This is a genomic window from Nocardia sp. NPDC058499 (assembly GCF_042719915.1).
Lineage (GTDB): Bacteria > Actinomycetota > Actinomycetes > Mycobacteriales > Mycobacteriaceae > Nocardia.
Genome location: NZ_JBHXMZ010000002.1, coordinates 371050 through 396643 on the forward strand (window position 1 = coordinate 371050; position 25594 = coordinate 396643).

28 protein-coding genes and 1 pseudogene are annotated in these 25594 nt (G+C 66.7%); 18 read left to right on the top strand and 11 right to left on the bottom strand.

Annotated features, from left to right (window positions below; translation table 11 throughout):
• Window positions 1-182 precede the first annotated feature (182 nt).
• The 4 genes and pseudogenes from ACFWPH_RS06850 to ACFWPH_RS06865 all read left to right on the top strand — a co-directional run.
• Window positions 183-530, top strand: a complete 348-nt coding sequence (locus ACFWPH_RS06850) for a hypothetical protein (protein WP_378748641.1) — start codon at window positions 183-185, stop codon at window positions 528-530.
• A gap of 521 nt (window positions 531-1051) precedes the next feature.
• Complete coding sequence (locus ACFWPH_RS06855; RefSeq protein WP_378748642.1) at window positions 1052-1480, top strand: hypothetical protein; 429 nt, start codon at window positions 1052-1054, stop codon at window positions 1478-1480.
• A gap of 20 nt (window positions 1481-1500) precedes the next feature.
• Window positions 1501-2247 (top strand): Fic family protein, encoded by a 747-nt coding sequence (locus tag ACFWPH_RS06860; RefSeq protein ID WP_378748643.1) that lies wholly within the window; start codon window positions 1501-1503, stop codon window positions 2245-2247.
• Window positions 2248-2474: 227 nt separating this feature from the next.
• A pseudogene (locus ACFWPH_RS06865) lies at window positions 2475-2606 on the top strand (AAA family ATPase); the annotation flags it as partial.
• A gap of 63 nt (window positions 2607-2669) precedes the next feature.
• On the opposite strand, the gene ACFWPH_RS06870 reads toward ACFWPH_RS06865, so the two are convergent.
• A complete protein-coding gene (locus tag ACFWPH_RS06870) occupies window positions 2670-3509 on the bottom strand; it encodes an NAD(P)H-binding protein (RefSeq protein ID WP_378749413.1) in 840 nt (279 codons plus the stop codon).
• Between the two features lie 230 nt (window positions 3510-3739).
• On the opposite strand from ACFWPH_RS06870, the gene ACFWPH_RS06875 reads away from it, so the two are divergent.
• From ACFWPH_RS06875 to ACFWPH_RS06885, 3 genes are all read left to right on the top strand, one after another.
• Window positions 3740-4309, top strand: coding sequence for a TetR/AcrR family transcriptional regulator (locus ACFWPH_RS06875; RefSeq protein WP_378748644.1), 570 nt, complete (start codon window positions 3740-3742; stop codon window positions 4307-4309).
• 76 nt (window positions 4310-4385) lie between these two features.
• The gene (locus ACFWPH_RS06880) at window positions 4386-5324 is read left to right on the top strand and encodes a hypothetical protein (RefSeq protein WP_378748645.1); all 939 of its coding nucleotides are present in this window, start codon (window positions 4386-4388) and stop codon (window positions 5322-5324) included.
• A 613-nt stretch (window positions 5325-5937) separates the two neighbouring features.
• Entirely contained in the window at window positions 5938-6678 is a 741-nt protein-coding gene (locus tag ACFWPH_RS06885; RefSeq protein ID WP_378748646.1) for an aminoglycoside N(3)-acetyltransferase, read from the top strand.
• Between the two features lie 553 nt (window positions 6679-7231).
• Here ACFWPH_RS06885 and ACFWPH_RS06890 read toward each other — a convergent pair.
• Both ACFWPH_RS06890 and ACFWPH_RS06895 read right to left on the bottom strand, forming a co-directional pair.
• Window positions 7232-7594, bottom strand: coding sequence for a hypothetical protein (locus ACFWPH_RS06890; protein WP_378748647.1), 363 nt, complete (start codon window positions 7592-7594; stop codon window positions 7232-7234).
• A gap of 282 nt (window positions 7595-7876) precedes the next feature.
• A complete protein-coding gene (locus ACFWPH_RS06895) occupies window positions 7877-8461 on the bottom strand; it encodes a TetR/AcrR family transcriptional regulator (protein WP_378748648.1) in 585 nt (194 codons plus the stop codon).
• Between the two features lie 71 nt (window positions 8462-8532).
• Here ACFWPH_RS06895 and ACFWPH_RS06900 point away from each other — a divergent pair, with 71 nt between their 5' ends.
• Window positions 8533-9753, top strand: coding sequence for an MFS transporter (locus ACFWPH_RS06900; RefSeq protein ID WP_378748649.1), 1221 nt, complete (start codon window positions 8533-8535; stop codon window positions 9751-9753).
• A gap of 206 nt (window positions 9754-9959) precedes the next feature.
• On the opposite strand, the gene ACFWPH_RS06905 is transcribed toward ACFWPH_RS06900, so the two are convergent.
• On the bottom strand, window positions 9960-10562 hold the full coding sequence (locus tag ACFWPH_RS06905; RefSeq protein ID WP_378748650.1) for a TetR/AcrR family transcriptional regulator: 603 nt from the start codon (window positions 10560-10562) through the stop codon (window positions 9960-9962).
• 64 nt (window positions 10563-10626) lie between these two features.
• On the opposite strand from ACFWPH_RS06905, the gene ACFWPH_RS06910 reads away from it, so the two are divergent.
• From ACFWPH_RS06910 to ACFWPH_RS06920, 3 genes are all read left to right on the top strand, one after another.
• On the top strand, window positions 10627-11997 hold the full coding sequence (locus tag ACFWPH_RS06910) for a flavin monoamine oxidase family protein (RefSeq protein ID WP_378749415.1): 1371 nt from the start codon (window positions 10627-10629) through the stop codon (window positions 11995-11997).
• A gap of 94 nt (window positions 11998-12091) precedes the next feature.
• Window positions 12092-13459 carry a flavin monoamine oxidase family protein gene (locus tag ACFWPH_RS06915; protein WP_378748651.1) on the top strand — a complete coding sequence of 456 codons (1368 nt, stop codon included), beginning with the start codon at window positions 12092-12094 and terminating at the stop codon, window positions 13457-13459.
• Between the two features lie 83 nt (window positions 13460-13542).
• Window positions 13543-14295: a phosphotransferase family protein gene (locus ACFWPH_RS06920; protein WP_378748652.1), complete on the top strand. Its 753-nt coding sequence runs from the start codon at window positions 13543-13545 to the stop codon at window positions 14293-14295.
• Between the two features lie 72 nt (window positions 14296-14367).
• Here the strand turns inward: ACFWPH_RS06920 and ACFWPH_RS06925 are convergent, their stop codons facing one another.
• The gene (locus ACFWPH_RS06925; protein ID WP_378748653.1) at window positions 14368-14940 is read right to left on the bottom strand and encodes a TetR/AcrR family transcriptional regulator; all 573 of its coding nucleotides are present in this window, start codon (window positions 14938-14940) and stop codon (window positions 14368-14370) included.
• A gap of 62 nt (window positions 14941-15002) precedes the next feature.
• On the opposite strand from ACFWPH_RS06925, the gene ACFWPH_RS06930 reads away from it, so the two are divergent.
• Window positions 15003-15932 carry an oxidoreductase gene (locus ACFWPH_RS06930; RefSeq protein WP_378748654.1) on the top strand — a complete coding sequence of 310 codons (930 nt, stop codon included), beginning with the start codon at window positions 15003-15005 and terminating at the stop codon, window positions 15930-15932.
• A 113-nt stretch (window positions 15933-16045) separates the two neighbouring features.
• Here the strand turns inward: ACFWPH_RS06930 and ACFWPH_RS06935 are convergent, their stop codons facing one another.
• From ACFWPH_RS06935 to ACFWPH_RS06945, 3 genes are all read right to left on the bottom strand, one after another.
• The gene (locus ACFWPH_RS06935; RefSeq protein ID WP_378748655.1) at window positions 16046-16351 is read right to left on the bottom strand and encodes a hypothetical protein; all 306 of its coding nucleotides are present in this window, start codon (window positions 16349-16351) and stop codon (window positions 16046-16048) included.
• Window positions 16352-16447: 96 nt separating this feature from the next.
• Entirely contained in the window at window positions 16448-17344 is an 897-nt protein-coding gene (locus tag ACFWPH_RS06940) for an aminoglycoside phosphotransferase family protein (protein ID WP_378748656.1), read from the bottom strand.
• 65 nt (window positions 17345-17409) lie between these two features.
• Window positions 17410-18045 (bottom strand): histidine phosphatase family protein, encoded by a 636-nt coding sequence (locus tag ACFWPH_RS06945; RefSeq protein ID WP_378748657.1) that lies wholly within the window; start codon window positions 18043-18045, stop codon window positions 17410-17412.
• 185 nt (window positions 18046-18230) lie between these two features.
• Between ACFWPH_RS06945 and ACFWPH_RS06950 the strand changes: the two genes are divergently transcribed.
• Window positions 18231-18740 carry an O-acetyl-ADP-ribose deacetylase gene (locus ACFWPH_RS06950; protein ID WP_378748658.1) on the top strand — a complete coding sequence of 170 codons (510 nt, stop codon included), beginning with the start codon at window positions 18231-18233 and terminating at the stop codon, window positions 18738-18740.
• 90 nt (window positions 18741-18830) lie between these two features.
• Complete coding sequence (locus tag ACFWPH_RS06955) at window positions 18831-19631, top strand: LLM class flavin-dependent oxidoreductase (RefSeq protein ID WP_378748659.1); 801 nt, start codon at window positions 18831-18833, stop codon at window positions 19629-19631.
• A gap of 357 nt (window positions 19632-19988) precedes the next feature.
• On the opposite strand, the gene ACFWPH_RS06960 is transcribed toward ACFWPH_RS06955, so the two are convergent.
• Window positions 19989-20408: an SRPBCC family protein gene (locus ACFWPH_RS06960; protein ID WP_378748660.1), complete on the bottom strand. Its 420-nt coding sequence runs from the start codon at window positions 20406-20408 to the stop codon at window positions 19989-19991.
• Window positions 20409-20421: 13 nt separating this feature from the next.
• Entirely contained in the window at window positions 20422-20778 is a 357-nt protein-coding gene (locus tag ACFWPH_RS06965; RefSeq protein ID WP_378748661.1) for a VOC family protein, read from the bottom strand.
• A gap of 121 nt (window positions 20779-20899) precedes the next feature.
• Between ACFWPH_RS06965 and ACFWPH_RS06970 the strand changes: the two genes are divergently transcribed.
• From ACFWPH_RS06970 to ACFWPH_RS06980, 3 genes are all read left to right on the top strand, one after another.
• A complete protein-coding gene (locus tag ACFWPH_RS06970) occupies window positions 20900-21688 on the top strand; it encodes a helix-turn-helix transcriptional regulator (protein ID WP_378748662.1) in 789 nt (262 codons plus the stop codon).
• Window positions 21689-21987: 299 nt separating this feature from the next.
• Complete coding sequence (locus ACFWPH_RS06975) at window positions 21988-22788, top strand: alpha/beta fold hydrolase (RefSeq protein ID WP_378748663.1); 801 nt, start codon at window positions 21988-21990, stop codon at window positions 22786-22788.
• Between the two features lie 4 nt (window positions 22789-22792).
• Window positions 22793-23572 carry a MerR family transcriptional regulator gene (locus tag ACFWPH_RS06980; protein ID WP_378748664.1) on the top strand — a complete coding sequence of 260 codons (780 nt, stop codon included), beginning with the start codon at window positions 22793-22795 and terminating at the stop codon, window positions 23570-23572.
• A gap of 193 nt (window positions 23573-23765) precedes the next feature.
• Here ACFWPH_RS06980 and ACFWPH_RS06985 read toward each other — a convergent pair whose 3' ends face one another.
• Window positions 23766-24365, bottom strand: coding sequence for a helix-turn-helix domain-containing protein (locus ACFWPH_RS06985; RefSeq protein ID WP_378748665.1), 600 nt, complete (start codon window positions 24363-24365; stop codon window positions 23766-23768).
• Window positions 24366-24472: 107 nt separating this feature from the next.
• Between ACFWPH_RS06985 and ACFWPH_RS06990 the strand changes: the two genes are divergently transcribed.
• Window positions 24473-25492, top strand: coding sequence for an alpha/beta fold hydrolase (locus ACFWPH_RS06990; RefSeq protein ID WP_378748666.1), 1020 nt, complete (start codon window positions 24473-24475; stop codon window positions 25490-25492).
• The last annotated feature ends 102 nt before the right edge of the window (window positions 25493-25594 follow it).

Below are 25594 nucleotides of genomic sequence, written 5' to 3' on the forward strand. Positions count from 1 at the left end.
TCACGAAGTCGGGTGGCGAGCTTTTCCCGGTGAGCGTCACGCGCCGACCCCACAAGAGCTGGGAAGCCACCGACCCCATCGAGGAGTACTGCCACGATAATTGGTAGGATCCGCTTACTAGCTGAACATTTGCCGATACCAGGGAGCGAACCCTTTTCCACCCAGTAGATGGAGCCGAATAGATGCGTTCCACGGTCCGCAACGGGCTCGTCGCCGCCGCGATCACCGCTGCGGGACTCACCGCGCTCACCCCGTCCGCCGCCGCCCAGCCCTCCATGTACAACCCGGTGATCACGCCGTGCAGCCACCTGTTCCGCACACCACTCGAGGCACCGCGCCCCGGCACCGACGTCTATTGGAGCCCGTTCGGCACCGCCGACATCGTCTGCTTCGACGCCGACATGGGAGGGTTCAGCTTCTATCAGCGCGATCCATGGGGCGGCTGGCACAGAATGAACGAACTGAGGCCCGGCCACTTCTTCTATGAGGTGTTCACCTCGACCGTGCCCGACCAGGCCACCTGGGGCTGAAACGCCTGCATGAGACCGTGACGTTGGTGACGCCGTTGATCACCGCAGCCAAGATCACGGCGTCAAAATCAGCCGCTACGAACATACGTGTCGCGGCGCGCTCACGGGTACCGAGACAGGCGGCGACCGGGGAGCGCATCTCCGACAAGGCGAACAGCCCACCCGCAGGCCCGGGGATCGGTCGGGCCGTCACTTCATATCGAACCGGCCGCCCCGACAGACGTCGCCCTGATCGGCGCATCGTGAATGAGCCACCGGCAGTAGCACTCGGGTGTAACCGTGCGGCCCGCTGTCGGAAACAGTCACCTCACGCCGCGGGGTCGGTCGGCATCTTCAGCAGATGGCCCCCGATATCCGCCAGCAGCTCCAGCTTCCCGCCCAACGCAGAAATATACGCGGCGAAAACTTCGACCGAAGTCCAGCGTCGTATCCCCCGGGAAGTCGGATTAGGCTGCCTACTATTCCAGGTTTAGCATAAAACTAGGAATAAGAGCGGTTACATTCCGAGTTTCGGAGGAGCTATGGAAGACGCAGGCCGGCCCCCGCACGAGCGCCGGGTGGTCCCGTGGCACCAGCAGTTCAGGGGCGGGACCCGTGACGACCGGACAATGCGAGAAGTCGAGGTCAGCCTCCCCCCATTCATCGCAGACTCCGACGTTCGACTGCCCTCGCGCCTCTCCGCCGACATGGAAGCAGCGTTACAGGAAATCACCGCACTCGACGCCGAGCACCCAGCCATACTCGGCGCTCTCGGGACTCTACTGCTGCGCACCGAGTGCGTTGCCTCCTCTCGGATCGAGGAGATCGACGCCGCGGTCGACGACTATGCGCGAGCGCTACACGGCGTGAAAGCCAACCCATCAGCCACGTTGATGGTCGCCGCGACTACGGCCACCGACGTACTTCTGACCCAGGTCACCACCACCCGGAGAATCGAACTGGCCGCCTGACGGCCGCCCACCGCGAACTCATGCGGGACGACCCGACGGACGGCGACTACGCCGGACGCGTCCGCGACATGCAGAACTGGATCGGAGGCAGCAAGTACTCACCACGCGAGGCCCTCTACGTTCCTCCGCCGCCGGAAACCGTCGACGAATACCTACAAGACCTCATCCGGTACGCCAACCGGGACGACATCCCCGCACTGGCCCAAGCTGCGATCGCTCATGCCCAGTTCGAATCCATCCACCCGTTCACCGATGGCAACGGCCGTATCGGTCGAGCGCTCATCAACAGTGTGCTCCGGCGGCGAGCTGTGACGAACACCGTTGTGGTCCCGTTGGCCTCGGCGCTCGTAGCCCACCGGGACCGCTACTTCGACGATCTCTCTGCCTACCGAAGCGGCGACCCGGAACCACTGATGCACTCGTTCACAGCCGGTTCACGCATCGCTGCCTCTCAATCCCGCAGGACCGCACGCTATCTGGCCGCCATTCCGGAGCAGTGGCGTGAGTTGACAGGTCCGGTACGCAGCCACAGTGCAGCCGCCAAAATCATGGCGTCGTTGATCGCCATGCCGGTCATCACTGCGGAAGACGTCTCGGACCGGCTACGGCTCAGCACGAGTAGTGCGTACGCCGCTATCGATCGGCTGAACGAGGCCGGAGTGCTGCGCCCCCTGACGAATCGGAAGAGGGAACAGGTATGGGGCGCCGGTCTCGTCCTCGACGAACTGGACGCACTCGGCGCACGAATCAAGAAGGCGGCAACCTGAGTCCTGAGCCGTACGACGAGCTGTTCAGTGCAGAATTGCGGGCCGAGGCTAGGGTGTCGCGGGTGAGCACACCATCGAGTTCGGCCTCGGCTACCGGCGTACTGCCGGTGGAGCAGTACGTGGCCGGGCTGGCGCGCAAGCGAATGGCTGCGGGAGTGTTGTTTCGCGACGGGCGGGGCCGGGTGCTTCTGGTGGAGCCCACCTACAAACCCAACTGGGAAATACCGGGCGGGACGAAAACCTTCACCGACCCGCGGCTCTGCGCCGCGATCGTCGACCCACTCACCTTCGGCGGCCACATCATCGAAACCGGCACCGACTCCTACCGACTCGCCGGCACCCGCGCCGAACAGAACTGATACCACGACACCACCGGACCAGCACAGGAGTGCGCCGATCGTTCAGCACGCCCCCGGCACACATCACCGGAAAGCGTCTACGTTCTCCTCAGCCCATTGCGCGAAGGTCCTGGCCACTGAACCCGTCACCCGCGCGACCGTGTCGCGCACCCGCAGCAGAGCGTCGTTGACGTCGCCGCCGGTCACGTCCAGGACGGCGTCGGCGGCGTCTTCGCCGAAAACCTCGACAATGCCGGGCCGGGCATCCTCCCGGGTGATCTCGGTGAACTCGATGTCCCGGTCCAGCAGCCCGGCGAGGGTTGCGACCTGCTGACGCGCACTGACCGGTGCGGGACCGGTCAGTGCATACCGCTGCCCCAGGTGGCCGGGCTCGGTCAGCGCGACCCGAACCACCGCCGCAATGTCAGCGGGGTGAATCGTGGGGAGCCCGATGTCGGCATAAGGCACTTGAACGGGCTGGCGCGCTTGAATAGTCGACGCCCACATCAGGGCATTGGACGCGAACTGCGTCGGCCGCAGGATCGTCCAGTCCATTCCACTGGCCTCCAGAAGCTTCTCGACCGCCGCGTTGTCGGCAGCGGGACCGAGGTGGGGATGGGTCTCCACGGTAATCGACGACACCAGCACCACATGCTCGACACCGGCCCGCCGAGCAATTTCGATGATCTCGGCATCCGGCCCGAGCCGCGGCACGAGAAACATCGACCGCACCCCGTCCAGCGCGGCCGTCAGCGAGGAAACATCGGCCAGATCGCCCTCGACTGCCTCGACCCCGGCCGGGAAAGCAGCTCCACCGGTGTCACGGGTGAGCGCTCTGATCGGCTCGGCGCCGAACGCGCGCAACTCCTTCAGCAACGAGCGTCCGATGTTCCCGGTGGCTCCCGTGACCAGAATCATGAGCATGCCCTCTCGCGTGGTGATCAACTGAGGCCCACGCTAGAACCTCAACCTATATACAGGTCAAGATCCCTCGGTGAGGTAGGGCTCGAGGCGCGGCTGTCGTTTTCCGAACACTCGCGCATGTCTGGTCTGTCGCCTGAGTACAAATTTCTGATGGATCGATTAAAATTCTGAGCGTGAAATCAGTACGTGCTGAGCCGAGCTTCATCGAGTTGGCGCGCCGACGCCAGCTCGTGGACGCCGCGATCGAGACGATCGCGGAGGTGGGGCTGACGAGAGCGTCGAACGCCGCGATCGCGGCGCGCGCGCAGGTGAGCCCAGGACTGATCAACTACCACTTCGGTTCCCGGCAGGGACTGATCGATCAGATGCGCGCGACGATCCAGCAGCGAGTCGACGAAGCGATGCAGCCCGTCGAAGCGGACGACAGCTATGCCTCAGCGCTGGAAGGCATGCTGCGGCGGTTCGCCACGTACTGCCTCGACAACCTGCCGGCGATGCTCGTGTTGACCCAGTTCACGCGCCACCAGCAGACAGGTGGGCAGACCGAGGACGCCGAGCGGGTCGAGGGCTTGGCGGAACTGCGCTCGTTCATCATCGAAGGACAACGCTGCGGCCAATTCCGGTCGACAGATGCCCGGCTCGTCGCCTCGGTACTGATGAACGCGATGACGGACCTGCCACGGGAGATCCGCGACCGCGGCACCACCGACCGGGCGGTGTTCGAACGCGACTGGCCGATGCTGTTCGTCGACGGCATCGCTGTGACACGAGAGCGGGGAAGCGATCATGGTGACGGGTAGGGGCGGCCGCTCCGCGGAGCTGGGTGCGGGCGCGCACGGTCGGCCACGGCTCCCTTCCGCGACAGTGAGGGCGTCGTTGCCGGTCTTGGTGCTGTTCGTGCTCTCACCGCTGATCGGTGAAGTCGTCGGGGCGGCATTTCGATTCAGCTATCTCGCCCAGCCGCTGCGGGCCATCGCGATCCTCTGCTTCTACGGCGCGGGCGTGCTGCTGGTCCGGGAGGTAGTGCAACGCCGGGGCCTCAACGGGTGGGGGCTGTTGATGCTCGCCGTCGCCTTCGCCGTACTCGAGGAAGGGCTCGGGCTACAGACGATCTTCAATCCGCAAGGCATGGACGGCGAAACCGTCTACGGGCGGGCCTTCGAGGTGAACTGGCTGTGGGCGGTCGTGGTCACCGGATACCACGCGGTGTGGAGCATCGCCATACCGATCGTGCTGACGCACTTGATCTTTCCCGCCCAGCGACACACCGCCTGGCTGTCGCGTTCGATGCTGACCGTCTTCGCGGGTGTGTTCGCCCTCGGGTTCGCCGTGTTCGTGTTCATCTCGTTCGTTCGGTCCGATTTCCGCCTGTCCGCCGCCCAGATCATCGGCGGTGTCGCGGCGGTGATCATCCTGGTGTTGTCGGCCGGCAGGTGCCGGCAACCATGGGCCACCACGTCGACGAAGCGGTGCCCCGGGCCCGCGACCGTCGGCTTTGTCGGATTCGGTGCGGGACTGGCGTGGCTGATGCTGTATCTGGTCGCCTACATCGGCACCCCGGCACCGTTCATGGTGTGGACACTCGCCGCACTGGTATTCGCCGCGGCCCTCGCCACGATCCTGCGTCGGTGGGTGGCGCGACCGGGCTGGAGTCGACGGCATCAACTCAACAGCTGTATCGGCGCCGTGCTGGCCTTGTGGCTGTTCGGTCTCTTCCTCGTCGCCAACGGTGGACGGACCGACGACGTCGTTTTCCACTTCGTCGTTCTCGCCGCCTTGATCGTCGGCTACCTGTGGCTTCGTAGACGAACCTGACCCCATCGAAGTCGAACTCGGCAGGCAGCGTAAACCTCCCGATCTCGAGCTCCGAAGATTCGAGCCGCACCCTGCTGCTCGAGGCAGCAGGCGTCACACCGAGATTTCGATGCGGGATCACAGTCGATCGCGTACCCGGCTGACCTTCGGTGACGTCGAATTTCGCCGATTCAATCGGCCCGGTCTATCACTGAGCGACGACGAGGTCGTCGCCCGGCAGAACTCGCGCATCGGCCTTTCGGGCTGGGTCCGGAACTGTCCCAGGTGTAGCGGTCGAAGACGTAACACTTGTAATCGACCACGACGGACGGCCGGCTACCCCTCGCTGCTCCAGATGTCCGAGTAGGCGCGGTCAGAGCCATCGCGAACGTCGAGACCGTACTACCCGCCTGAGGTTCGCCCGCTGGATATCCGGGCAGTTGACATCATGAGCCACTGGGTAATCACCGGCTTCGTGATTGGACTACCCCTGTCGGTGATAGGGGCGACGACTGGTGGCCCTGATAGTTTGCCGGCCATGGTCCACAGCGATTCCTCCATGTCCTCGTCGCGGCCACCACAAGCACCGACCGGCCAAACCCGGCCCCACACCCGAGATTCGCTTGCGCAGGATATGAGAACACTGGGGCTGCGTCGCGGCGACCTCGTCCTGGTACACGCGAGCCTGAAGTCGCTGGGGTGGGTGTCCGGTGGTGCCGTCGCCGTCCTCCAGGCACTACAGGACACGCTCACCACCTCGGGCACACTCGTTTTCCCTGCACATACGTCGGGCCTGACCGATCCCGCGCGATGGCAGAACCCTCCCGTACCGCCGGAATGGGTACCGGAGGTGCAGGCCAGTTTGCCCGCCTTCGATCCCGAACGAACCCCCAGCGAGTGGATGGGAGCGGTTGCCGAGACATTTCGCACCTGGCCGGATGTGCAGCGAAGTCACCATCCGCACGTGTCGTTCGCCGCATGGGGCGCCGAAGCGGCGGCGATCGTCGGCGGCCACGAGCTGAGCATCTCACTCGGTGAGGGTTCACCACTGGCGCGTTTGTACGACCGCGATGCACGAGTGCTGCTGATCGGCACGAACAACTGCACGAGCCTGCACCTGGCAGAGGTTCGCGCCGGCACGGCAACCGCGATAACCCAAGGGGCCCCACTCATCCGCGACGGACAACGGCAGTGGGTGCAATTCGCGGACCTCGATTACGACGACACCCACTTCGCCGACATCCTCGACGAATTCGCTGCAACACGACCGGCCCACATCAGCACCGGACGGCTCGGGTCGGCAGTCGTGCGACTGCTGGAACAGCGCCCTTTGGTCGATTTCGCCACCGGCGCGCTACGCAGAGCTATCGGATAGTTCTCGCGGACACAACAGGTCAACCCGGAGCCGGTTATTCAGGCGAACGACCCGATCCGCTTGTAGAACTGCCTGGCTGGGACCGCGGCACGGGCAGGGCCTCACGTCAGCGGGGCCATCCACGCAACCGCGTTGTGGGCAAAGGCTCTGCTTCACCGGCACCAACGCGGCATGATCATCGAGAGCCGTGATTGTGCCCCCTACCCAGCCCGCGTCATCGCCCTTGGACGCAACCGAGGAGCCACACTTCGGACAGCTCCAGCTTCCCAATCAACACGGAAACATACGCGGCGAGAGCCTCAGCGCCGAGCTCACCGACACCCGGCCGGATCAACGAGGCCGAAATGATTTGGTGGCTACCACTCGACGAAGGAATGCGGATGGTCGACCGCGGCGAGATCGTCGGCGCCGCGACCGTGGTCGGTGTGTATCGGGCGCTGCTGGAGGACCGCGGGTGGTGGCCGGCCGCACGCCCGAATCAGCCGGCCTTCGTTCGCCGAATGGCTCGACGCCACCTACCCCGTCAAAGGGCTGACCCCGCGGCCCCGTCCGATCAGCAGTTCTGCGGAGCCCGCCAGGCGTCCTGCGCGTAGGTGGTCGAGCCGATCATGGCGCCGATCACGCCGCCGATGATCCCGAACGGGATGGCCCCGACAAAGAAGACGGGCAGGCCCGCGGCCGCGCCGCTTCCGGTCCCGAGCAGGGCGCCCAGACCGGCCCGGAGTTCGATGGAGTCACCGGGCGCCATGCACGCCGCGATGGGCGCCACCTCCCCGGACCCCGGAGCATCGGGGGCTTGCACCGGCGCGGGCGCCGGTGCGGGCTCGGCCGCGGCGACGCCCCCTGAACCGACGATGAGCAGCGGGGCAATGACGCTGCCGAGCACGGTGCGGGTCGATATCTTTGAACTATGCACGTGTAGATCCCTGATCAGTCGAAAACGCAGTGTGCGACCTGAGTAGTCAGATCTGCGACCATAATGTCGTATCGGCCGGAGTAATGCTCACCTTCGGTATCTCGGTCGGAGTTAGCCGGAAACCGTGCTCGCCGATGATCCGGCCTACCCCGCCTGCCCTCCTGCGCAGGTTGACCCAGGTTTCCGTTTTTCTCCACAGCGTCGGCTCGAAGGAGTTTCCGGCCGACTTACTTGTGCGACTTCACTCGCCGCTGACGAGTGCGCCGGGATTGCCGGCTTCGCTCAGTTGGACTGTCGCACGCAGCCGTCGATCCAGGCGCACAGCTCGTGCAGAGCGACCTCGACCCGTTGCGTGTCTCCGGTGATGAGGTAGTCGCTCTGGAGACTCGAGTAGGCACTGTTGAGCAGGGTCGCCAAGGTGAGTGCGTTGCTCTCGGGCAGGCCTCGGCGGACCAGGCACGAGGCGACGAACTCGGCCCGGCCCCGGATGAACCCCGGGGCCGGCAACGGTAGGCGTCCCGCGGCGGCGAGTCCCTCGATCTCCCGGATGAGGCGGGTCATGGCCAGCTCGTCCGGGCCGAGGTTGCGCTCCCAGGCCGACCGGACGAGAGAACCGACCTCGATGGCGGGGTCGTCCCAGCCGGGTGTCGACCGAAGCGCCTGGTGCTGCCGTTCGTCGAGTCGAATGAGTACGGCCGTGATGAGGGCGGTTTTGTCGGCGAAATGATGGGTCAGTACGCGGGTGCTCTGGCCGATTCCCTCGGCCAGCGTCCGCAGGGAGAAGTTCCCGATACCGGTGGCGGCGAGCTGCTCGATGACGGCATCGGTCACCTCGCGTCGGCGTTGCGGGCTGGCCGGTCTGGGCATGCTCGCACCTCCTCGTCTCGTCAGGAGAATACCCTTAGCCTCATAAAGGAAACAAACGTTACCCTTACGACATGAGGTTCTCGCCCAGATCCCAGCCCGTGTGGCTGCTCGCCTTGGCTCTTGCGGCGTTCGCAGTGCAGACAGACGACTACATCATCATCGGTGTCCTGCCGGCGATCTCGGAGACGGTCCAGCTACCCGAGACCACCACCGGTCAACTGGTCACGGTGTATTCACTGACCTATGCGCTCGCCGCCCCGATGTGGGCGCTTCTGCCACTCCACATTCCACGACGGCGCGCACTGTGCGGGGCCCTGATCGTCTTCGGTGCCGCGAACTTCGCAGTCCTGCTGGTCGACAGCTACGGCGCCCTCTTGGCGCTGCGCGTCATCGCCGCGCTGGCAGCTGCCCTCGTTCTCCCCACCGCGCTGGCCGCAGCAAGCGCCGAAGCCCCGCCGCAGCACCAGGGCCGTTACCTGGCCACGGTGATGACCGGATTGACCGGCGCGGTACTGATCGGCATCCCGACCGGTACATGGATCGGAGCACTCCTCGATTGGCGGGCCACATTCGTATTCGCCGGCCTCCTCGGCATCGCCGCACTCCTCGTACTGGTGCGCACCCTTCCGCAGGCGGAAGCACACGCGATCGACGAGCGCAAAACGCTCGCCGACATGGTCCGGCCGCTGCTCAACGGTACTGTCACGGCAATCCTGGTCGTCACGACCCTGGCCGTCGCAGGCAACCTCTCGTTCCAGACCTACATCGCCCCCTTCCTCTCCGGGCTCTCCGATGTGTCGCCCACAGTGCTGGCCGCGCTACTGGTGTGCTGCGGAATCGGCGGCCTGTTCGGCACGCAGGCATCAGGTCGCCTGATCGACAAGTACGCCCCCGGTCTGGTCTTCGCTTTCGTGAGCCTGGTGTTCTGTGCCGTCATGGTGGCCTTTGCGGTGCTCTGGACCGTCAGGCCGATCCCAGTGGTGCTGACCGCTGTACTGCTCACCATCTGGTCGGCAGCCGCATGGGCAGTACCTCCGAGCATCCAATCGATGATGCTCGCCCGCGCAGGCTCGGAGGCAGCATCCCAAGCTATGGCCGTGCACAGCAGTTCCGTCTACATCGGCGCAGCACTCGGAGGCATGGTCGGCGGCGGAGTCTTCTCGGTCGGTGTGGGTCTCGTCCCGGCCGCCGCCGCGGGTCTAGCGTTCCTTGCGCTTGTGATCATGCTGCCGGCTACACGGAGCCGTACTGCAGGACCAGCCAAGCAGCCGGAGGCGACGGAGTCTGTCTGATTCTCCGCGCAGGCGATGGCCACGCTGTGCGGTACCACGCCGGCAGCCGCCCGAAAAGAGTCGCGCGGAGCAGGTATCGAGCCGGCCGGCCGCTTCACCGGCCGATACCGAGACGGGCCACGTCCGGACGCCGCGCGGCGGCGGTGCCGTCCGCTGCCGGCGACGGATCACCGAGGCAGTGCGACGGGCCCGATTATCGTGCCGGTTCAGTGGTGTGCGGTGCCGGTGACCAGCCCGCCGAGCAGAGCGCGGGCCAGCTCTCCGGCTCGAGCGCGACTGAGGGTGAGATCGTCGGATTCGGCGATGGTGAGCGACATTTCGGTGAGGGCGCCGTAGATGGCGCCGGCGAGTAGTTCCGGCGGGTACGGCTGGATACGGCCGGCATCGAGCAGGTGCTGGGCGCCTTCGACGACGAGCCCGCTGAGGTGGCGCTGATCGACTTCACGCCAGCGCCGCCAGCCCAGCGCGATGGGGCCCTGGAGCAGCACGATGTGGCGGTACGCGGGTTCGGTGCAGATGTCGAGGAAAGCGTCCATCGCGTGTCCGACGCGTTCCACCGGATCCGCCGAGGAGTCGATCGCGGCTCGGACACGTTGTGCCGCTTGCTGTTCCAGGTCGTCGACGACCGCCTCGAACAGACCCTTCTTGCCGTCGAAGTGGTGATAGAGCGCGCCGCGGGTCAGGCCGGCGGCCCGCACCAGCTCCTCTGCCGACAGATCGGCGTATTCCCGTTCGGCGAAGAGACGAGCCCCGGTCTCGAGCAGAGCCCGCCGGGTGTTCTCGACGTGCTTGTCACGCAAAGACTCCATACGCTATGTTTATCACATACAGCATGTATGTCAGATGCACAGTGCACGGATCGGAGCTGTGGGTATGGACAAGTCGGTGGACGTGGTGGTTGTGGGCGCCGGTACCGCGGGCCTCGTCGCCGCTCGTGACCTGGTACGCGCCGGATCCGACGTGCTGGTACTCGAGGCACGGGACAGGGTGGGCGGCCGCCTGCTCAACGCCGAACTTCCCGGTGGCTCGCCGATCGAGGTCGGTGGGCAGTGGGTGGGCCCCACCCAGCATCAGGTGCTGACGTTGATCGAGGAACTGGGCCTGCAGACCTACCCCACCCACACCGCTGGGCGGCATATCGCCGAACTGGGGCGCTCCCGTTCCGAGTACACCGGCCGCATTCCCCGCGTGAACCCGGCGGCGCTGCTCGATATCGTCCAGACGCAGCTGCGGTTGGACCGGTCGGCGCGCAAGGTCGTCCGGACCGAGCCGTGGGAGTACGACCGGGCCGGCTCCCTGGACGCGCAGACCTTCGACACCTGGCTGCGCAACCACGCCCACACCGCCGAAGGGCGCGCATTCTTCCGAATGATCACCGAAGCCGTGTTCGCAGCCGGGCCGGAGGATATGTCGGCACTGTGGGCGAACTTCTACATCGGCGCCGCGGGCGGGCTCGACGCGCTGATCAACGTTGGTAACGGCGCCCAGCAGGACCGGGTCGTGGGCGGCACTCAGGCCATCGCGCTGGCCATGGCAAGAGAACTGGGGGAACGCATCGTCCTCGACAGTCCTGTGACCGATATCGAGTGGGATGACACCGGTGTGCGTGTCCGCGCCGGCGGTGCGACCGTGCGTGCGCGCCACGCCGTGATCGCGATACCGCCACCGCTGGCCGCTCGCCTCCGATTCACCCCGGGTCTGCCCGGCGACCGCGACCAGCTCGTACAGCGGATGCCGATGGGCAGAGTGATCAAGGTCAATGTCGCCTACGACGAACCGTTCTGGCGGGCCGAAGGCTGGAGCGGACAGGCCAACAGCGACCGGCGAGCTCTGGGCACTGTCTTCGACAACACCCCGTTCGCGGGTGGTCCCGGCGTGCTGGTCGGGTTTCTCGAGGGCCGCCACGCCGACGCCGGCGCCCGTCTGAGCCCGACCGATCGGCGCGCGCTGGTGCTGGAGGATCTGGCCGGATACTTCGGACCGGGGGCTCGTGCACCCATCGACTACATCGAAAAGGACTGGGCCGAAGAGGAATACAGCCGAGGCTGTTACGGCGCGTTCGCCACGCCCGGCACCCTGACCCGGTTCGGGCCCGCGCTGCGCCGCCCGGTCGGCCCGCTGCACTGGGCGGGCACCGAAACCGCCACGCGCTGGCCGGGCTATATCGACGGCGCCGCCGAGTCCGGCCACCGCGTCGCCGGGGAGATCATCAGGGCCCCGGCTGCCGCGGCGCCGGACAAATAACAGCCACCGCCGATCCGCTCGCAGATATGCCGGCGCAGCAACGGCGATCGACCGGTTCAGGACAGGGCGGTCCCGTCCGCCCGGAAAGGCAGATATGAGCAGCGGTGACTCTACGCAGACCGAGACCTCCTCGGGTCCCGTCCCGACCACTACAACAGTGGCCGTAGTCGGAGCAGGATTGGCGGGGCTGACAGCCGCCCGCGCCCTGCACCGGGCGGGCGTCGATGTGCTCGTACTCGAGGCCGCCGACCGGTTGGGCGGGCGCGCGATGAGCGAGACCACCGCGCTGGGGTCACGCGTAGACCTGGGCGGGCAGTGGATAGGCCACGACCATCACCGCATCGCCGCGCTGGCCACCGAACTCGGCGCCACCCGATTCCGCATGCACACCACGCCCCTGCCTACCATCCTCGACGGCGCTCGACGGGTACGGCCGGGCGCGCCGTCGATGCTGGCGACCGCGGGTCTCCTTCTCGGCCTGGAAGCGTTGTCCCATATCCCTCCGCCCCGGCGGTGGAACACCACGACTGTCGCGAATTGGTTGGCCAGGGTGCCCGGGCGCACACCACGACGACTTCTGGAACTGGCCGCCTCGACCTCGTGGACCGCCGATCTCGACCGACTGTCGGTGCAGGCGATGATGAGGATGATCCGCCTGCAGGGCGGACTGCGGACCATGCTGTCGACCACCGGCGGCGCGCAGCAGGATCTGCTGGTCGAAGGTGTCGGCACCCTCGTCGAAGGCCTTGCCGGCGAACTCGGCGCCCGTGTTCGACTCGGGCATCGAGTGACCTCGATCGGCGAGGGCGCCGACGGTGTCACCCTCGCTACGAGCGCGGGTACGGTCGCCGCCACGAAAGTCGTGGTGACAGTTCCACCGCCGCTGCTGGACCGCATCAGCTTCGAGCCGCCGCTGCCGCCCGATCGGATCGCCATCGCCGCCCGCTCCTACATGGGGTCGGTCTACAAAGCGATCGCGGTTTTCGACCGGCCGTTCTGGCGAGACCGCGGCACGAACGCGGAGATGATGGTCCTCGGCGCCTTCGGAACAGCCGTGTTCGACACCAGCCCGCCCGATGGTCCCGGCCACCTGTGCATGCTGGTAGGCGGCCCGCACGCACGTGCACTCGACGGGCTCGATGCCGCTTCCAGGCGCGAAACCATCCTCGGCCCCCTGGTTTCCAGGCTCGGCGCCGAGGTCCTCGAACCGGTGGGCTGGCACGAGAAGGCCTGGCATCTCGACGACAACGTCGGCGGCGGCTACACAGCACTCCCGGAACCCGGCGCCACCGACGCACTGCCACCGCTGCCGTTCACACCGGTGGGTGACATTCATTGGGCCGGTGCCGAAACCGCGATCGATCATCCCGGTTACCTCGACGGTGCCATCGAATCCGGCATCCGCGTAGCCCACGAGGTCCTCGATACCCTCGCACAGCGAGACCAGCTCACACCGCGATAACGAAACCGAGCACGGAGAGCCGACCAACCGTGCACCGGTAAACACGGTGACGTCGGCCGGTCGGCGCCGCGATAATGGCCGGCGTGGAAAAGCAAGGGGTGGAGGTTGTCGTCGCCCATCACGAGCGTGCGACGCTGCGGGCCGGCAATATGTTCCTGAAGATCGATACCGATCAGGCACGCGCCGAGATCGAAATCGACGCGATGGAGCGGGCGCCGATCCCGACTCCGGAGATCTTGTGGCGCCGACCGCCCGTACTCGCACTCGCCGCCCTCTCGGGTACTGCGCTCGGCCGCCTCGGCGAGCCGTCGACCGCATCGTCGGCGGCGTGGGCTGCGGTGGGTGCCGCCGTGCGGAGGCTGCACGACGCGCCGCTGCCGCCGCGGCCTGGTTCCGGCATCGACGAGCTGGCCACGGAACTCGACACCGAATGCGAGTGGCTCGCCGCGAACGGCGTTCTTTCCACCGACGTGATCACTCGCAACCGCCGGATTGCGGAGGCCGCACTCCGGCCCTGGACACCGGTGTTCACACACGGCGACCTACAGGTCGCCCATGTGTTCATCGACGGCGACGAGATCACCGGCGTGCTCGACTGGTCCGAAGCAGCCCAAGGCGACGCCCTGTACGACCTCGCCACCCTGACGCTCGGACACCCGGAACACCTCGGAGACGTGCTCACCGGCTACGGCACCGCCGCCGACCTCGACGTAATCCGCGCATGGTGGTCGTTGCGCAGCCTGCGGGGCGCCCGCTGGCTGGTCGAGCACGGCTTCGAACCGAACTCACCGGGCTGCGAGATCGACATATTGAGAACCCAGGCGTTGCGAGCCTGACCCACCGCGGTACCGGCTACGCGCGGGAGTCGTCGTTCGCCCGCGGTGCCGTTGACCCCGTTGTCACAACGACTACTGCGGGAATTGCGCGACAGCCTCATCGATGAACCCGCCGAGTTGGCCGGCGGTGATCATGCCGCAGTTCACGAGCCCGGCCAGCCCTTGAAGGGTGGCAAAGAAGATCAGTGCGGTCCGCTCCGGGCTCGTACTCCGCGGGTCGCCGGCCAGGCCGCGTTGGAACACCAGCAACATCGGCGCAAAGGCCGCGTCGGCACTCTCGCTCACGGCGTCGCCACCTGCTCCGTGTTTGTGAGCGAACATCAGCTCGGCCAAGTTTGCCTCGGTAGTCGCGAAGTCGAGGTAGGTCCGGGCGATCGAGTGAATCTGCGCGCGGTAGCCGGGGGCGGATTCGACGGCGTCACGTAGCCGGGCCCCGAGCAGAGCGAAACCTTCTACGGCCAGTGCGTCGAGAAGCTGCTGGCGGTCGGGAAAGTAGCGGCGCACAGCGGAGTGCGTCACGCCGATAGCGGCGGCCAGCTCGCGCAGTGACAGCTCCGAGGCCCCTCTGTCACGCACCACCGGCGTGGCCTGCTCCAGCACAGCCTGGCGCAGGTTGCCGTGGTGGTAAGGGCGGTCAGGCGTCATGCGGGCAGTTTATCAAGGATGTTTCCGTTGACCAGATTGTTTCCAGTGGGTACATTGGCCTCATGCTCACACTTGCCTCTCCTTCGCAGATACCGGACCAGACCGGCCGCACCGTCATCGTCACCGGCGCCGGCAGCGGAATCGGCCGTGCCGCGGCGGCCGCCCTGGCCGCCAAGGGCGCGCGGCTCATCCTCGCTGTCCGAGACCAGGACAAGGGCCGTGCAGCCGCCGCCGAGATGAGCGGCACGGTCGAAGTCCGCCCGCTCGACCTCAGCTCCCTGGCATCGGTCCGGCAGTTCGCGGACAGCATCGACAGCACAGTGGACGTGCTCATCAACAACGCCGGCACGATGACCGACTCGCTGCAGCACACCGCGGACGGTTTCGAACTCCAGTTCGGCGTCAACCATCTGGCGCCCTTCGCGTTGACGAACCTGCTGGTGGACCGAATCACCGACCGCATCGTGTCCACCTCGTCGACCGCGTACCGCACCGCGCAACTCGACTTCGACGACATGCAATGGGCACAACGCCCCTACAAGCCGTTCGGCGCCTACGGAGCGTCGAAGTTGTCGGTCCTGCTGTTCACTGCCGAACTACAACGCCGCCTGAACGCAGTCGGCTCGCCGGTCATCGCGACCACGGCGCATCCCGGATGGGCCTCCACAGGCTTCCGGATCACCAGCGGCAACCGGCTCCTCGATACCCTGTCGGCCCTCTTCACACCCATGCTCGCCCAGGGACCCGACGGCGGTGCGCTGCCCACCCTGCTGGCGGCCGTCGGCGATATCCCCGGCGGCAGTTTCGTCGGCCCGAGCCGCTTCGGCGGTATTCGCGGTCCGGCGACGGTGGGCGAGATATCCCCCGTGGCCGAGGATCCGGACTCCGCCGCACGACTCTGGGGCGTCTCCGAACACTTCACCGGCACGCGCTTCCCCTTCGCACCGGCGTCACCAACCCACGTCCCGGCAACAGGCGTCTCGGGAGCATAGGTTGGAGGCCATGCCCCCGCTGGTAACCGGCTTGGCCGTCGGCTCCGTCAGCGGTGAACCACGCGAACGGCACCCAGCGTCAAGGGCGCGGGTCAGCATGGCGATCACCCTCGTCACAGGTGCAACTCGGTTTCCCAAGCTTCGAAAGGAGGGTCGACCCGGTATTCCCGATCACAGTAGGCGCGGATCCATTGCGCTGCCCGCTCCTGAGCTTCGTCCTCGTTGACCACTTTTCCGGCCTCGTCGATACGGAGAACATTGGTGAAAATCGCGAAGACCATCTCCAGCGCTGACCCCGAAGCCATCAGTTGCGGCTTGTAGTCGATGCCGTCGAGCAGTTCGAGATCAACCGTGCCGTTGGCAATATAGAACGCGAAGAAGCGGATAGCCGCACGCACATCGATAGGAAGGTGTTCCACGCCAGTATCGTGCACGAAGCTTCGGCCGCACAGCCAGGCAACTTCCGATCTCGCACCAGGCAAGTGTCGTTCAATTACCAGCCGTCGACCGGTTTGTCACATGCCCTTCAGAACACGCTCGAGTGCCGCCCGGCCTGCAGGTCCCCAGTGCGGTTTTCCGCCCGGAAGACCCCGATCTCCGTTCTGCCCCATGAGCATCAGGAACAGGCCCTTCATGGCCGCCAGTCCGCGGGCCCGCCGGATCGCCGCGTCGTCCGCGTGCGCGTACCTGTCGAAGAACCTTGCGGCTGTGCCTGCGGGCAGCAGCACCCAGGCCGCGGCGAGGTCCCACGCCGGGTCACCGGCGAACAGGTCACCGAAGTCGACGATGCCCGAGAGTGTTCCGTCCGAGACGACGACGTTCGCGGGATGGAGATCGCCGTGCACCCACACCGGTGGGCCCTCCCACGCGCCGGCGGCGACGGCATCGTCCCAGACCTGCCGGATATCGGCGGCGAGGTCGGCGGGGGCGACGGCCTGGAAGAAGGCCTCGAAGCCGTCCGCGCAGTCCTTCGGATGGGCGCCGCGGTCGGTAGCGATCGGCGCCTCGGCGGGTGCGGCAACGTGCAGCGCCTGCAGGAATGCCGCCAACGTATCGGCCGCATGGGCGCCTCGGCTGATCGTGGCGCGGTCGAGCGGTTCGCCGGGAACCCACGTCATCACGGTCCAATGCTTGGGGAAACGCTCGGACGGTTCACCGAATCGCACCGGGGTCGGCACCGGCAGCGGCAGGCGCGGGGCCAGCACGGGCAGCCACCGCCGCTCCTTCAGCTGCAAGTCCGGGGTGGGGTCCATGCGCTGCATGCGTACGGCCAGCTCGTCCCCGAGACGCCACATCTGGTTGCCCCAGCCACCCGCCACCTCGCGGATGGTCAGGCCCGCAAGGTCGGGATGTTGCTCGCGCAGCAGGTCGCGGACCATGTCTTCGCTGATCTCCAGCTCGGTGCCGGTCATGCGAAGTCACTGTACTGAGGCGGTATGGAGGCCTGGCCACGGGAATGGTCGGCGATCGTGGTCGGTCAGTACTTATCGGTTTTCAGGTGAGTGGTGTCGGCGAGGGCGACCAGTGTGCGGTTGCGCCAGTAGTCGTCGAGGCGTAGGTGGGTGATCGCGCCGGGCGTTGTCGCGAAGGAGGCGAAACCGACCGCATCGACGGGGATCTGCATCCAGGTGGTCACTACGAACGTCAGGGCGAATCCGTGGGTGACCACGATGTGGTCGTGGCCGATATCGGTCATCAACGTACTGATGCAGGCACCGACCCGGGTCGCGACCTCACGCCGTGTCTCGGTACCACCGATGGGGCCGCGGTGGTCGAGCCGGTCATGGTCCGGTGCGGGGATCTGCCGCTGAGCCAGCCACTCGTTCGGCCGGCCTTCTGCTTCACCGAAGCTGATCTCACGCAGGCGCGGATCCGCCGAAACCGGGGCGTCGAGGACTGTGCCGAGAATCCCGGCGGTTGCGGCGCAACGGGACAGGTCGGATGTTGTGATGCGGACCGGTCGCAGTGGGTCGCGGCGGCGGTGGAGTTCCTCGGCGATCAGGTGTGCGTCGCGCCGGCCGGGCGGTGTCAGGTGCGAGTCGTGCCAGCCGCCGACGAGGCCGGCTTCGGTGTGGTCGGCGTGCGGGTGGCTCACCACGTAGAGATTCTGCATGTTCCCTCGTTGAGATCTGGTGTGTCCGCCCAGTAAATCCGGGCGTCGTTCATCGGCGCATTCGGGGCGTCGGCCGCCGTAACTGCCGCGTTGGTGTGACGGCGAACTTCGACCTCACTTCGGCTCGGTGCTCGGTACGCATATCCGATGGCATCGTCGTCGGTCATGCCAGCACAATGGACCCGATGACGCGAATGGAGGCAGTGCGCGGTGATATCACCGAACAGCAGGTCGACGCGGTGGTCAACGCCGCGAATTCCTCGTTGCTCGGTGGCGGTGGCGTCGATGGCGCCATTCACCGCAAGGGCGGTCCCGAGATCCTGTCGGAGTGCCGTGACCTGCGCGCCGCGCACCTCGGCAAAGGGTTGCCGACCGGACGGGCGGTGGCGACGACCGCGGGACGACTGCCCGCACGCTGGGTGATCCACACCGTGGGCCCAGTATGGTCGGCCAACGAGGACCACTCGGCGTTGCTCGCCTCCTGCTACCGCGAATCCCTGCGCGTGGCATACAAACTGGGCGCCGAGACCCTGGCCTTCCCCGCGATCTCCACCGGCATCTTCGGCTGGCCGATGGACGATGGTGCCCGAATTGCCGTCGAGACGGTGCGTGCCACCGAAACGGCCGTCGAGTACGTGCGGTTCGTGCTGTTCGACGAGCGAGCACTCGCGGCCTTTGCCGCAGCACTGGAATAGCGCGCCGTACATAAACTGGGCTGCGGCGATGAGTATCGGGCGGCTCCGTCGTCTTGTCTTCTGGACCGACCGGAAGATAGGAGTCCGGACATGACGAGACCGTTCCGATTCGGGGTCGTTGCTCCGCTCACCACCGGCGTGCCGGCGTGGCGTGATCGTGTGCGCCGCATCGCCGACAGCGGTTACTCGACGCTGCTCGTGCCCGACTTCCCTCAGACGCAACCGGCGCCCGGCCCCATGCTGGCCACCGCCGCGGCCCTGACCGACCTGCGCGTGGGCACCTGGGTGTACGCCTCTCCGTTCCGCCCGGCGTGGTTGACGGCGTGGGAAGCGCACTCGCTGTCGCTGCTGACCGAGGGCCGTTTCGAGATGGGAATCGGCACCGGCAGACCCGGGATCGAGGACGAGCTGCGCGACAAGGGAATGCCTGCCGTACCGCCGCCGCACCGACGGTTGGCACAGGTGCGGGAGACGGTCGAAACGTTGCGAGACCTCGACGGCCCGGATCGTCATACGCCCGTGGCAATGGCGGTATTGGGGCCGAAGGCCCAGGCGTTGGCGGCCGAGGTGGCGGATACGGTCACCTTCGTGCTGGGGGCTCAGCCTCGGCGCGAAGTCGCGCATATGGCGCGCGAGTTCCGCGCCGACGTCGAGCTCGCGCTGGCCGTGCCGGTGATCGGTGACTCTGTCGCTCCGCATATGGCGCCCCCCGATACCGACCCTGCTGCGCTTCGCGCGGCAGACGCGATGACCGTCCTCTCGGCCGATCCGGCAGCCGCCGCCGAGGAAATCGAGCGACGCCGGGAGGAGAGCGGCTTCTCCTACTTCGTTTTCGGCGCCGACTCCGCCGGCCGTCTTGCTCCGGTCGTCGCCGAACTCGCCGGTCGGTAGTCGCGAGTGCGGCGGCACCCGCGTCGACGCCCAGCCCGGACTGGTCAGTTGGAACCGTTGCGAACCGGCGCGCTGCTCCGGCCCACTGGTCGGCCGCTGAGCTCGGCATCGAGTGTCGCCTGGGCAACCTGCATTCTCTCTCGGAATACTCGCAGCAGGCTCGGTATCGCGGCCCAGTCCGCGTGCCGGTCGAACGCCGGTACCACGGTGTCGCCTACCCGGATCTCACCGTGGCCGATCAACCGTCGTCGGTTGCCACCCGTCCGAGTTCCTCGACGTCGAATGCCGAGCTGACAAAGTCGAGGAATGCCCCGGTGCCGTCGGTGACACGGCGCGTCTCGCTCTGTGGCTAGGCCGCTACCGCTTGACTGCGGTTGCTGCCGTTTCCAGTGCCCGATGTATGACTGTTGATCCTTGCTCGACGGATTCGGCTATCGGTGTGGCGAGGGCCTCGGGCAGGACATCGGTGTGCCAGACGAACAGGGTTTTGCCGTTCTCGGCGGGCAGGGCCTGCATCGAGGCGTGGTGGTGGGCGGGGTGTAGGTGCCCACCGACGATCGAGTAGGCCACGCGCTTGCTTGCCGGGTCGAGGTCGACGAGTCGTTCGGCGACGATGGTGCCGTCGGCGAAGGTTACTGTGCGAGTGTCGGCGTCGAGGCGAGTATCGGTGACGAAACCCGGGGCGAGACGCTCATGCACCGCGCCGAAATCGGCGAGCACATCCCAGACCTGCTCGGGGGTGGCGTCGACAACGAATTCTTTGTGAATGGATGCCATGGAATCCTCCTGATCAGGCCGCGGCGAGACAGAACAGATGACCTTCGGGATCGACGAGAACCGTCCACTGACCCTGCCCCGGCTGGAACTCGGGAACGGTCGCGCCCAGCGTGCACAGCCGCTCGGTGGCGGTTTTCACCTCGGCGACTGTGAAGTCGAGGTGGGCTTGCTTGCCGGCATCGGGCCAGCCAGGACCCTGGTATCCCTCGACTCGTTGGAAGGCGAGCTGGATCGGTCCCTCCCCCAGGTAGGCCGAATCGTCGTCGGCATGGGTGATCTTCCAGCCGGTGACCTCGCGGTAGAACTCCGCCATCACCGTCGGTGAGGCACAGTCGAGGGTGATCGCGGCCAGGTTCGCGTGGACGGTCATATGTCGTTTGTCTCCTCGATGTAGTCGGTGTTGCCGTCTCAGCATCCATGCCCGAGCCCGCGCAGGTCTTGAAGGTTTTTGCGGGCGGTTTCTTGTCGTACCCCGGCCATACGGTCGGTGAGTGCTGTCCGCCACGACCCTCGCCGCCCGGCCGGAGTTCACCGTCACCACCGTGAACTGCCGCTCCGACCACACCCACTTCTCGGCTCCGGAAGCCCGCGACGACCATCGGCTCGTGCTCGTGCGCCGAGGCCGGTTCCGGCGACAGGCCGACGGTGAACTCGCCGACCTGGACCGCACTGTCGGCTACCTCGGCACACCGGGTGAGGAGGAAGGCTTCTCCCACCCCGCCGGCGGTGACGTCTGCACCGCGGTAACGATCGAGCCCGGCCTACTGGAAGGCGCGGTGCACCCGCGGACTGTCTACGTCGATGCGCGCATCGAACTCGCGCACCGCCGCATGCTCACCGCCGCCGCGGGCGGCGATATCGACTACGCGGCGACCGAGGAACTGGTCCGGCTCGTCGCACTCGCCGCCGAACAACCGATCCCACGGCCGCGGCCCGCCGACCGCCTGCTGGTCACCGCGGCCCGCGACGCGATCATCAACGGGGCACCGGAGTCGGCCGGGCTGAGGGCTCTGGCCGCACTACTGAAGGTTTCGCCGTATCGGCTCAGCCGGGTGTTCTCCCAGCACATGGGAGTGTCGCTGACCCGCTACCGCAACCGGATACGAGTCGGGCAGGCGCTCGACCGGATCACCGACGGAGAAACCGGTCTCGCCGACCTCGCCGCACACCTCGGCTTCGCCGACCAGGCCCACCTGACCCGCACCGTCCGCGAACACCTGGGCCACACCCCCACCGCCCTACACCGACTACTGACCACCACCCTCCCACCGTGCCGCTGAAAAGCGCGGTTCCACTGTGGTGCCCGAGCGCGAGATGCGGCTCTCGGCCTGATCGAAGTCAACTGCCTCGATCTGTTCAGCGAAGACGGCCGACCACGGCTGCTCTGGTGCACTCGGCCATCGGCACCGACAGCGCGGACAAGCTGGACCTGCTGACCATGGTCGGCACATTGGACACCGTCGTTCCTGTGGGTACGGCAGCGCGGCAGAGGGCCTGTCCAGCAGTCCAACGGCGAATTCCGACGTCTCGTCGAGCTCCACCTTGACCTTGACCCGAGGTCAAGGTGGAGGCTGACCGCATGACTCGTTCAATGACCTCACCGTGGACCGGCATGGTGCCTGTCGACGACACGGCCCTGTCGGTCACCGATACCCGTGGCCCGGGTCGTCCCGTTGTGTATCTCAACGGCTCCTACGCCAGTCAGCGGTCCTGGCGGCGTGTGATCGCCGAACTCGGCCCTCGGTGGCGGCATATCACCTACGACGAGCGGGCTCGCGGCGAGTCGAAGCGGTCGGCGGACTATTCCTTCGAGGGCTGTCTTCGTGACATCGACGCGGTGGTCGAGGCGACGGGGTTGGACCGGCCGCTGCTGGTCGGCTGGTCCTACGGTGCGGCGCTCGCGGTGCACTGGGCCGACCGCAACCCGCACCGGGTCGCCGGCGTGGTCTCGGTCGACGGCGCGGTTCCGTGGGGATACACCGGTGCGGAAGGGCGGGAAACGATTCGGCGTCTGTGGCGCCGGATGCGGTTGTTCCTGCCGCTCGTGCGTCCGTTCGGCATGTCGGCGTCGATGAGCGCTGCTCAGCATGCCGAGGTCAACATCGAGATCAACGAGGTCTGCGCCGCGCTCGAACCGGTCTTGGAGCGATTGGCCTGCCCGGTACGCTACATCCTCGCCACGGGTGCGAACCTGGGTGGAGGCGCGCAGGAGATGGAGCAGATGCGCGCCTCTCTCGATCCGGTGCTCCACCGGAATCCGAATCTGCGGGTCAGCACGAAGGTCGCGAGCAATCACACGCAGATCCTGCGTAGGGATTTCCGGGCTGTCGCCGCCGCAATACGGGAGACCACCGCAGAACACGATGAACAGGATCGCTGAGTCGATGACCGACGGGGTTACCATCGGCCAGGCGGCCGCGTTCGCCGACATCACGATCAAAACGGTGCGGCATTACCACAAGCTCGGCCTGCTCGACGAACCAGCGCGCGACAGCTCAGGTTACCGCCGATACGGCTCACCCGAGCTGTTGAGGTTGGTACAGGTCAGGACATTGGCCGCCGCCGGGGTGCCGTTGGCCGACCTCGGCCCGCTGATCGACTCCGACGCCGCGCAGTTCGCCGACGCACTCGCCGATGTCGGCCGGCGCCTCACCGCACGGATCGCGGAGTTGACCGCGCAGCGAGACACGCTCGACCGGCTCACCTCCGGTGACCGGACCTTGTTGCCCGACCGCGCGGTGGCGATGCTGGAGGGAATGCCGGCACTCGGCTTCACACCGGATGACGTGCAGACCGCCCGAGAATCCTTCGTGCTGGCCAAGGCCCTGGTCCCTGAAGGTTTCGACGACTACCTCGCCGATATCGAGCATGCGCTGCGCGACCCCCGCTTCGTCGAACTGGCCAAGCGGAGCGCCGAAGTCATCGGCTGGGAATCGGACGACCCGCGTGTTGCCGAACTGGCCACCGATATGGCCGAGCACTACCTCGCCAACCCTGCCCAGCTGAGGATCGTCACCGGTCTGCAAGCCCACACCGAGACCGCGACCCGGTACCGGCTGATCGCCCACCACGGCGAAAAACAGAACTCCGCCTCGGGCCGTTTGGCGTTGCTCGTCGAAACGAAGCTCCGCGCCGCCGGCATCGACATCCCCAGACCGGAATGACCTGAGACGTACCTGCGCCACGTGCGCCGGTCGGCGAACATCGAGAGCGGCGGCTATCTCGGCTTCCGCTTCGGCGCGCTGCCCGATGTGCCCGGTCCGGAAGCCCTGCAAGGACTCGGATTGATCGGATGAGCGCCGGCTCCAGATCGGTTGGCCACCTTATGGTCTGGGCCCGGACTACGAGACCGGAGTCCTATTGCGCGTCGTCCGGGGACCGCTGCGAGCCGGGGCGCACATGCGCGCGGGTTCCGTGCGGGCCGAACAGGATCAGCAACTCGACCGCACTGCCGTCGGCGCTGCCCAGCCAGTGCGGCAGGGACGTATCGAATTCGGCGGCCTCACCGGCCGGCAGCGTCAGGTCACGGTCGCCCAGGATCAGCCGTAGGCGGCCGTTGAGGACGTACAGCCATTCGAAGCCGTCGTGCGTTTGCGGTGTGGGTTCCAGCGGTTGCTGCCGGGCCGGAATCATCATCTTGAACGCCTGCACTCCACCCGGACGCCGGGTGAGCGGGATGTACACCATGCCGGATCGCCGGATCGGCTTCAGGTGGATCCGGGGATCGCCGGTGCGCGGGGCGCCTACGAGATCGTCGAGTGGAACGTCGTAGGTACGCGCCAGCGGTAGCAGCAATTCCAGACTGGCGCGGCGTTGCCCGCTCTCCAGCCGGGACAGCGTGCTCTCGGAGATTCCCGTCTTTTCCGTCAGGTCCGCGAGGGTGATTCCGCGGTCACGGCGGAGCGCGCGTAACCGCGGACCCACCACATCGAGTACTTCTTCCGTTTCCCGGTCCATCCGGGCATCTTGCCGGAACCGCAAGACTTCGTGCCAGGTGAGGGTGTGGCCGGTGAGACTGAACCGGCCCGGCCACAGACGGGTTCACCTCCACAGAACGGATCACGATGACCACCGCAACCAGGCCACCGGCGCGTCAGGCTCTGCGCATGGCGGCGGCCGCCATGCTCGCCTGCCTGCTCACGATCTGTGCCGCGGCATGCGGCGCGCCGACCGCCGCCGAGATCGCCCCCTACGCCGCGGCCACCCACCAAGACCCCGACTTCGAAGGCACCTTCCGCCACGAATTCGCCGATATCGACGGCGTCCGCATGCATTACGTGACCGGCGGCAGCGGTACACCGGTGGTGCTGATCCACGGTTGGCCGCAGACCTGGTACGGCTGGTGGCCGATCATGCCCGAACTCGCCGAACACCACACCGTCTACGCCGTCGACCTTCCCGGGTTGGGTGACAGCACCGGATCGCCGACCGGCTATGACAAGGCCACTCTCGCCCGGTATATCCACACCTTGATCGCCGAGCGGCTCGGCGTGCGCGACGCGCGCGTCGTGGGACACGATTTCGGTGCCGCGGTGGCATTCCAGTACGCCGCCCAGTTCCCGGGCGATACCGCACGACTCGGCTACTTCGATCTCCCGTTACCCGGCCCCGCGATCGATGCCGGCACCTACCGGACGATGAGCTGGCATATCGCCTTCCATTCCCAACGGCGGGTTCCCGAGGCGGTGGTGGGCGACGACGTCCGCGAATACCTTGCCCTGTTCTACCCTCAGGTCGCCTTCGGCGGAACAGCTTTCGGCGGTACGTCGACCCGCTCGCCGTTCACCGATGCCGAGATCGACGAGTACGCCCGGACATACGCCCGCCCCGAGGCGCTGACCGGCGGCTTCGAGCTGTACCGCAGCCTCGACCTGGACGTCCGCACTACCGTCGCGGCGAAACCTGTCCAAGCCCCTACTCTGCTGCTGACCGCCCAAGGACAGCTCGACCCGGTCCGCGCCACCGTGGCACCGCGGATAGCCGATATCGTGCGGGCAACGGACGTACCGGACGCCGGGCACTGGCTCGTCGAGGAGAATCCCCGCTTCGTCACGGCGGAACTACTGCGTTTCCTCGACGGCTGAACTCCCGCAGTGCGGTCCGACAGGTAACACCACGAGCATCCCGGTAGCAGCCGGAATCGTGATCGGACTACCACGGCTGGTGATCGCGGTGGCGAGCGAGCT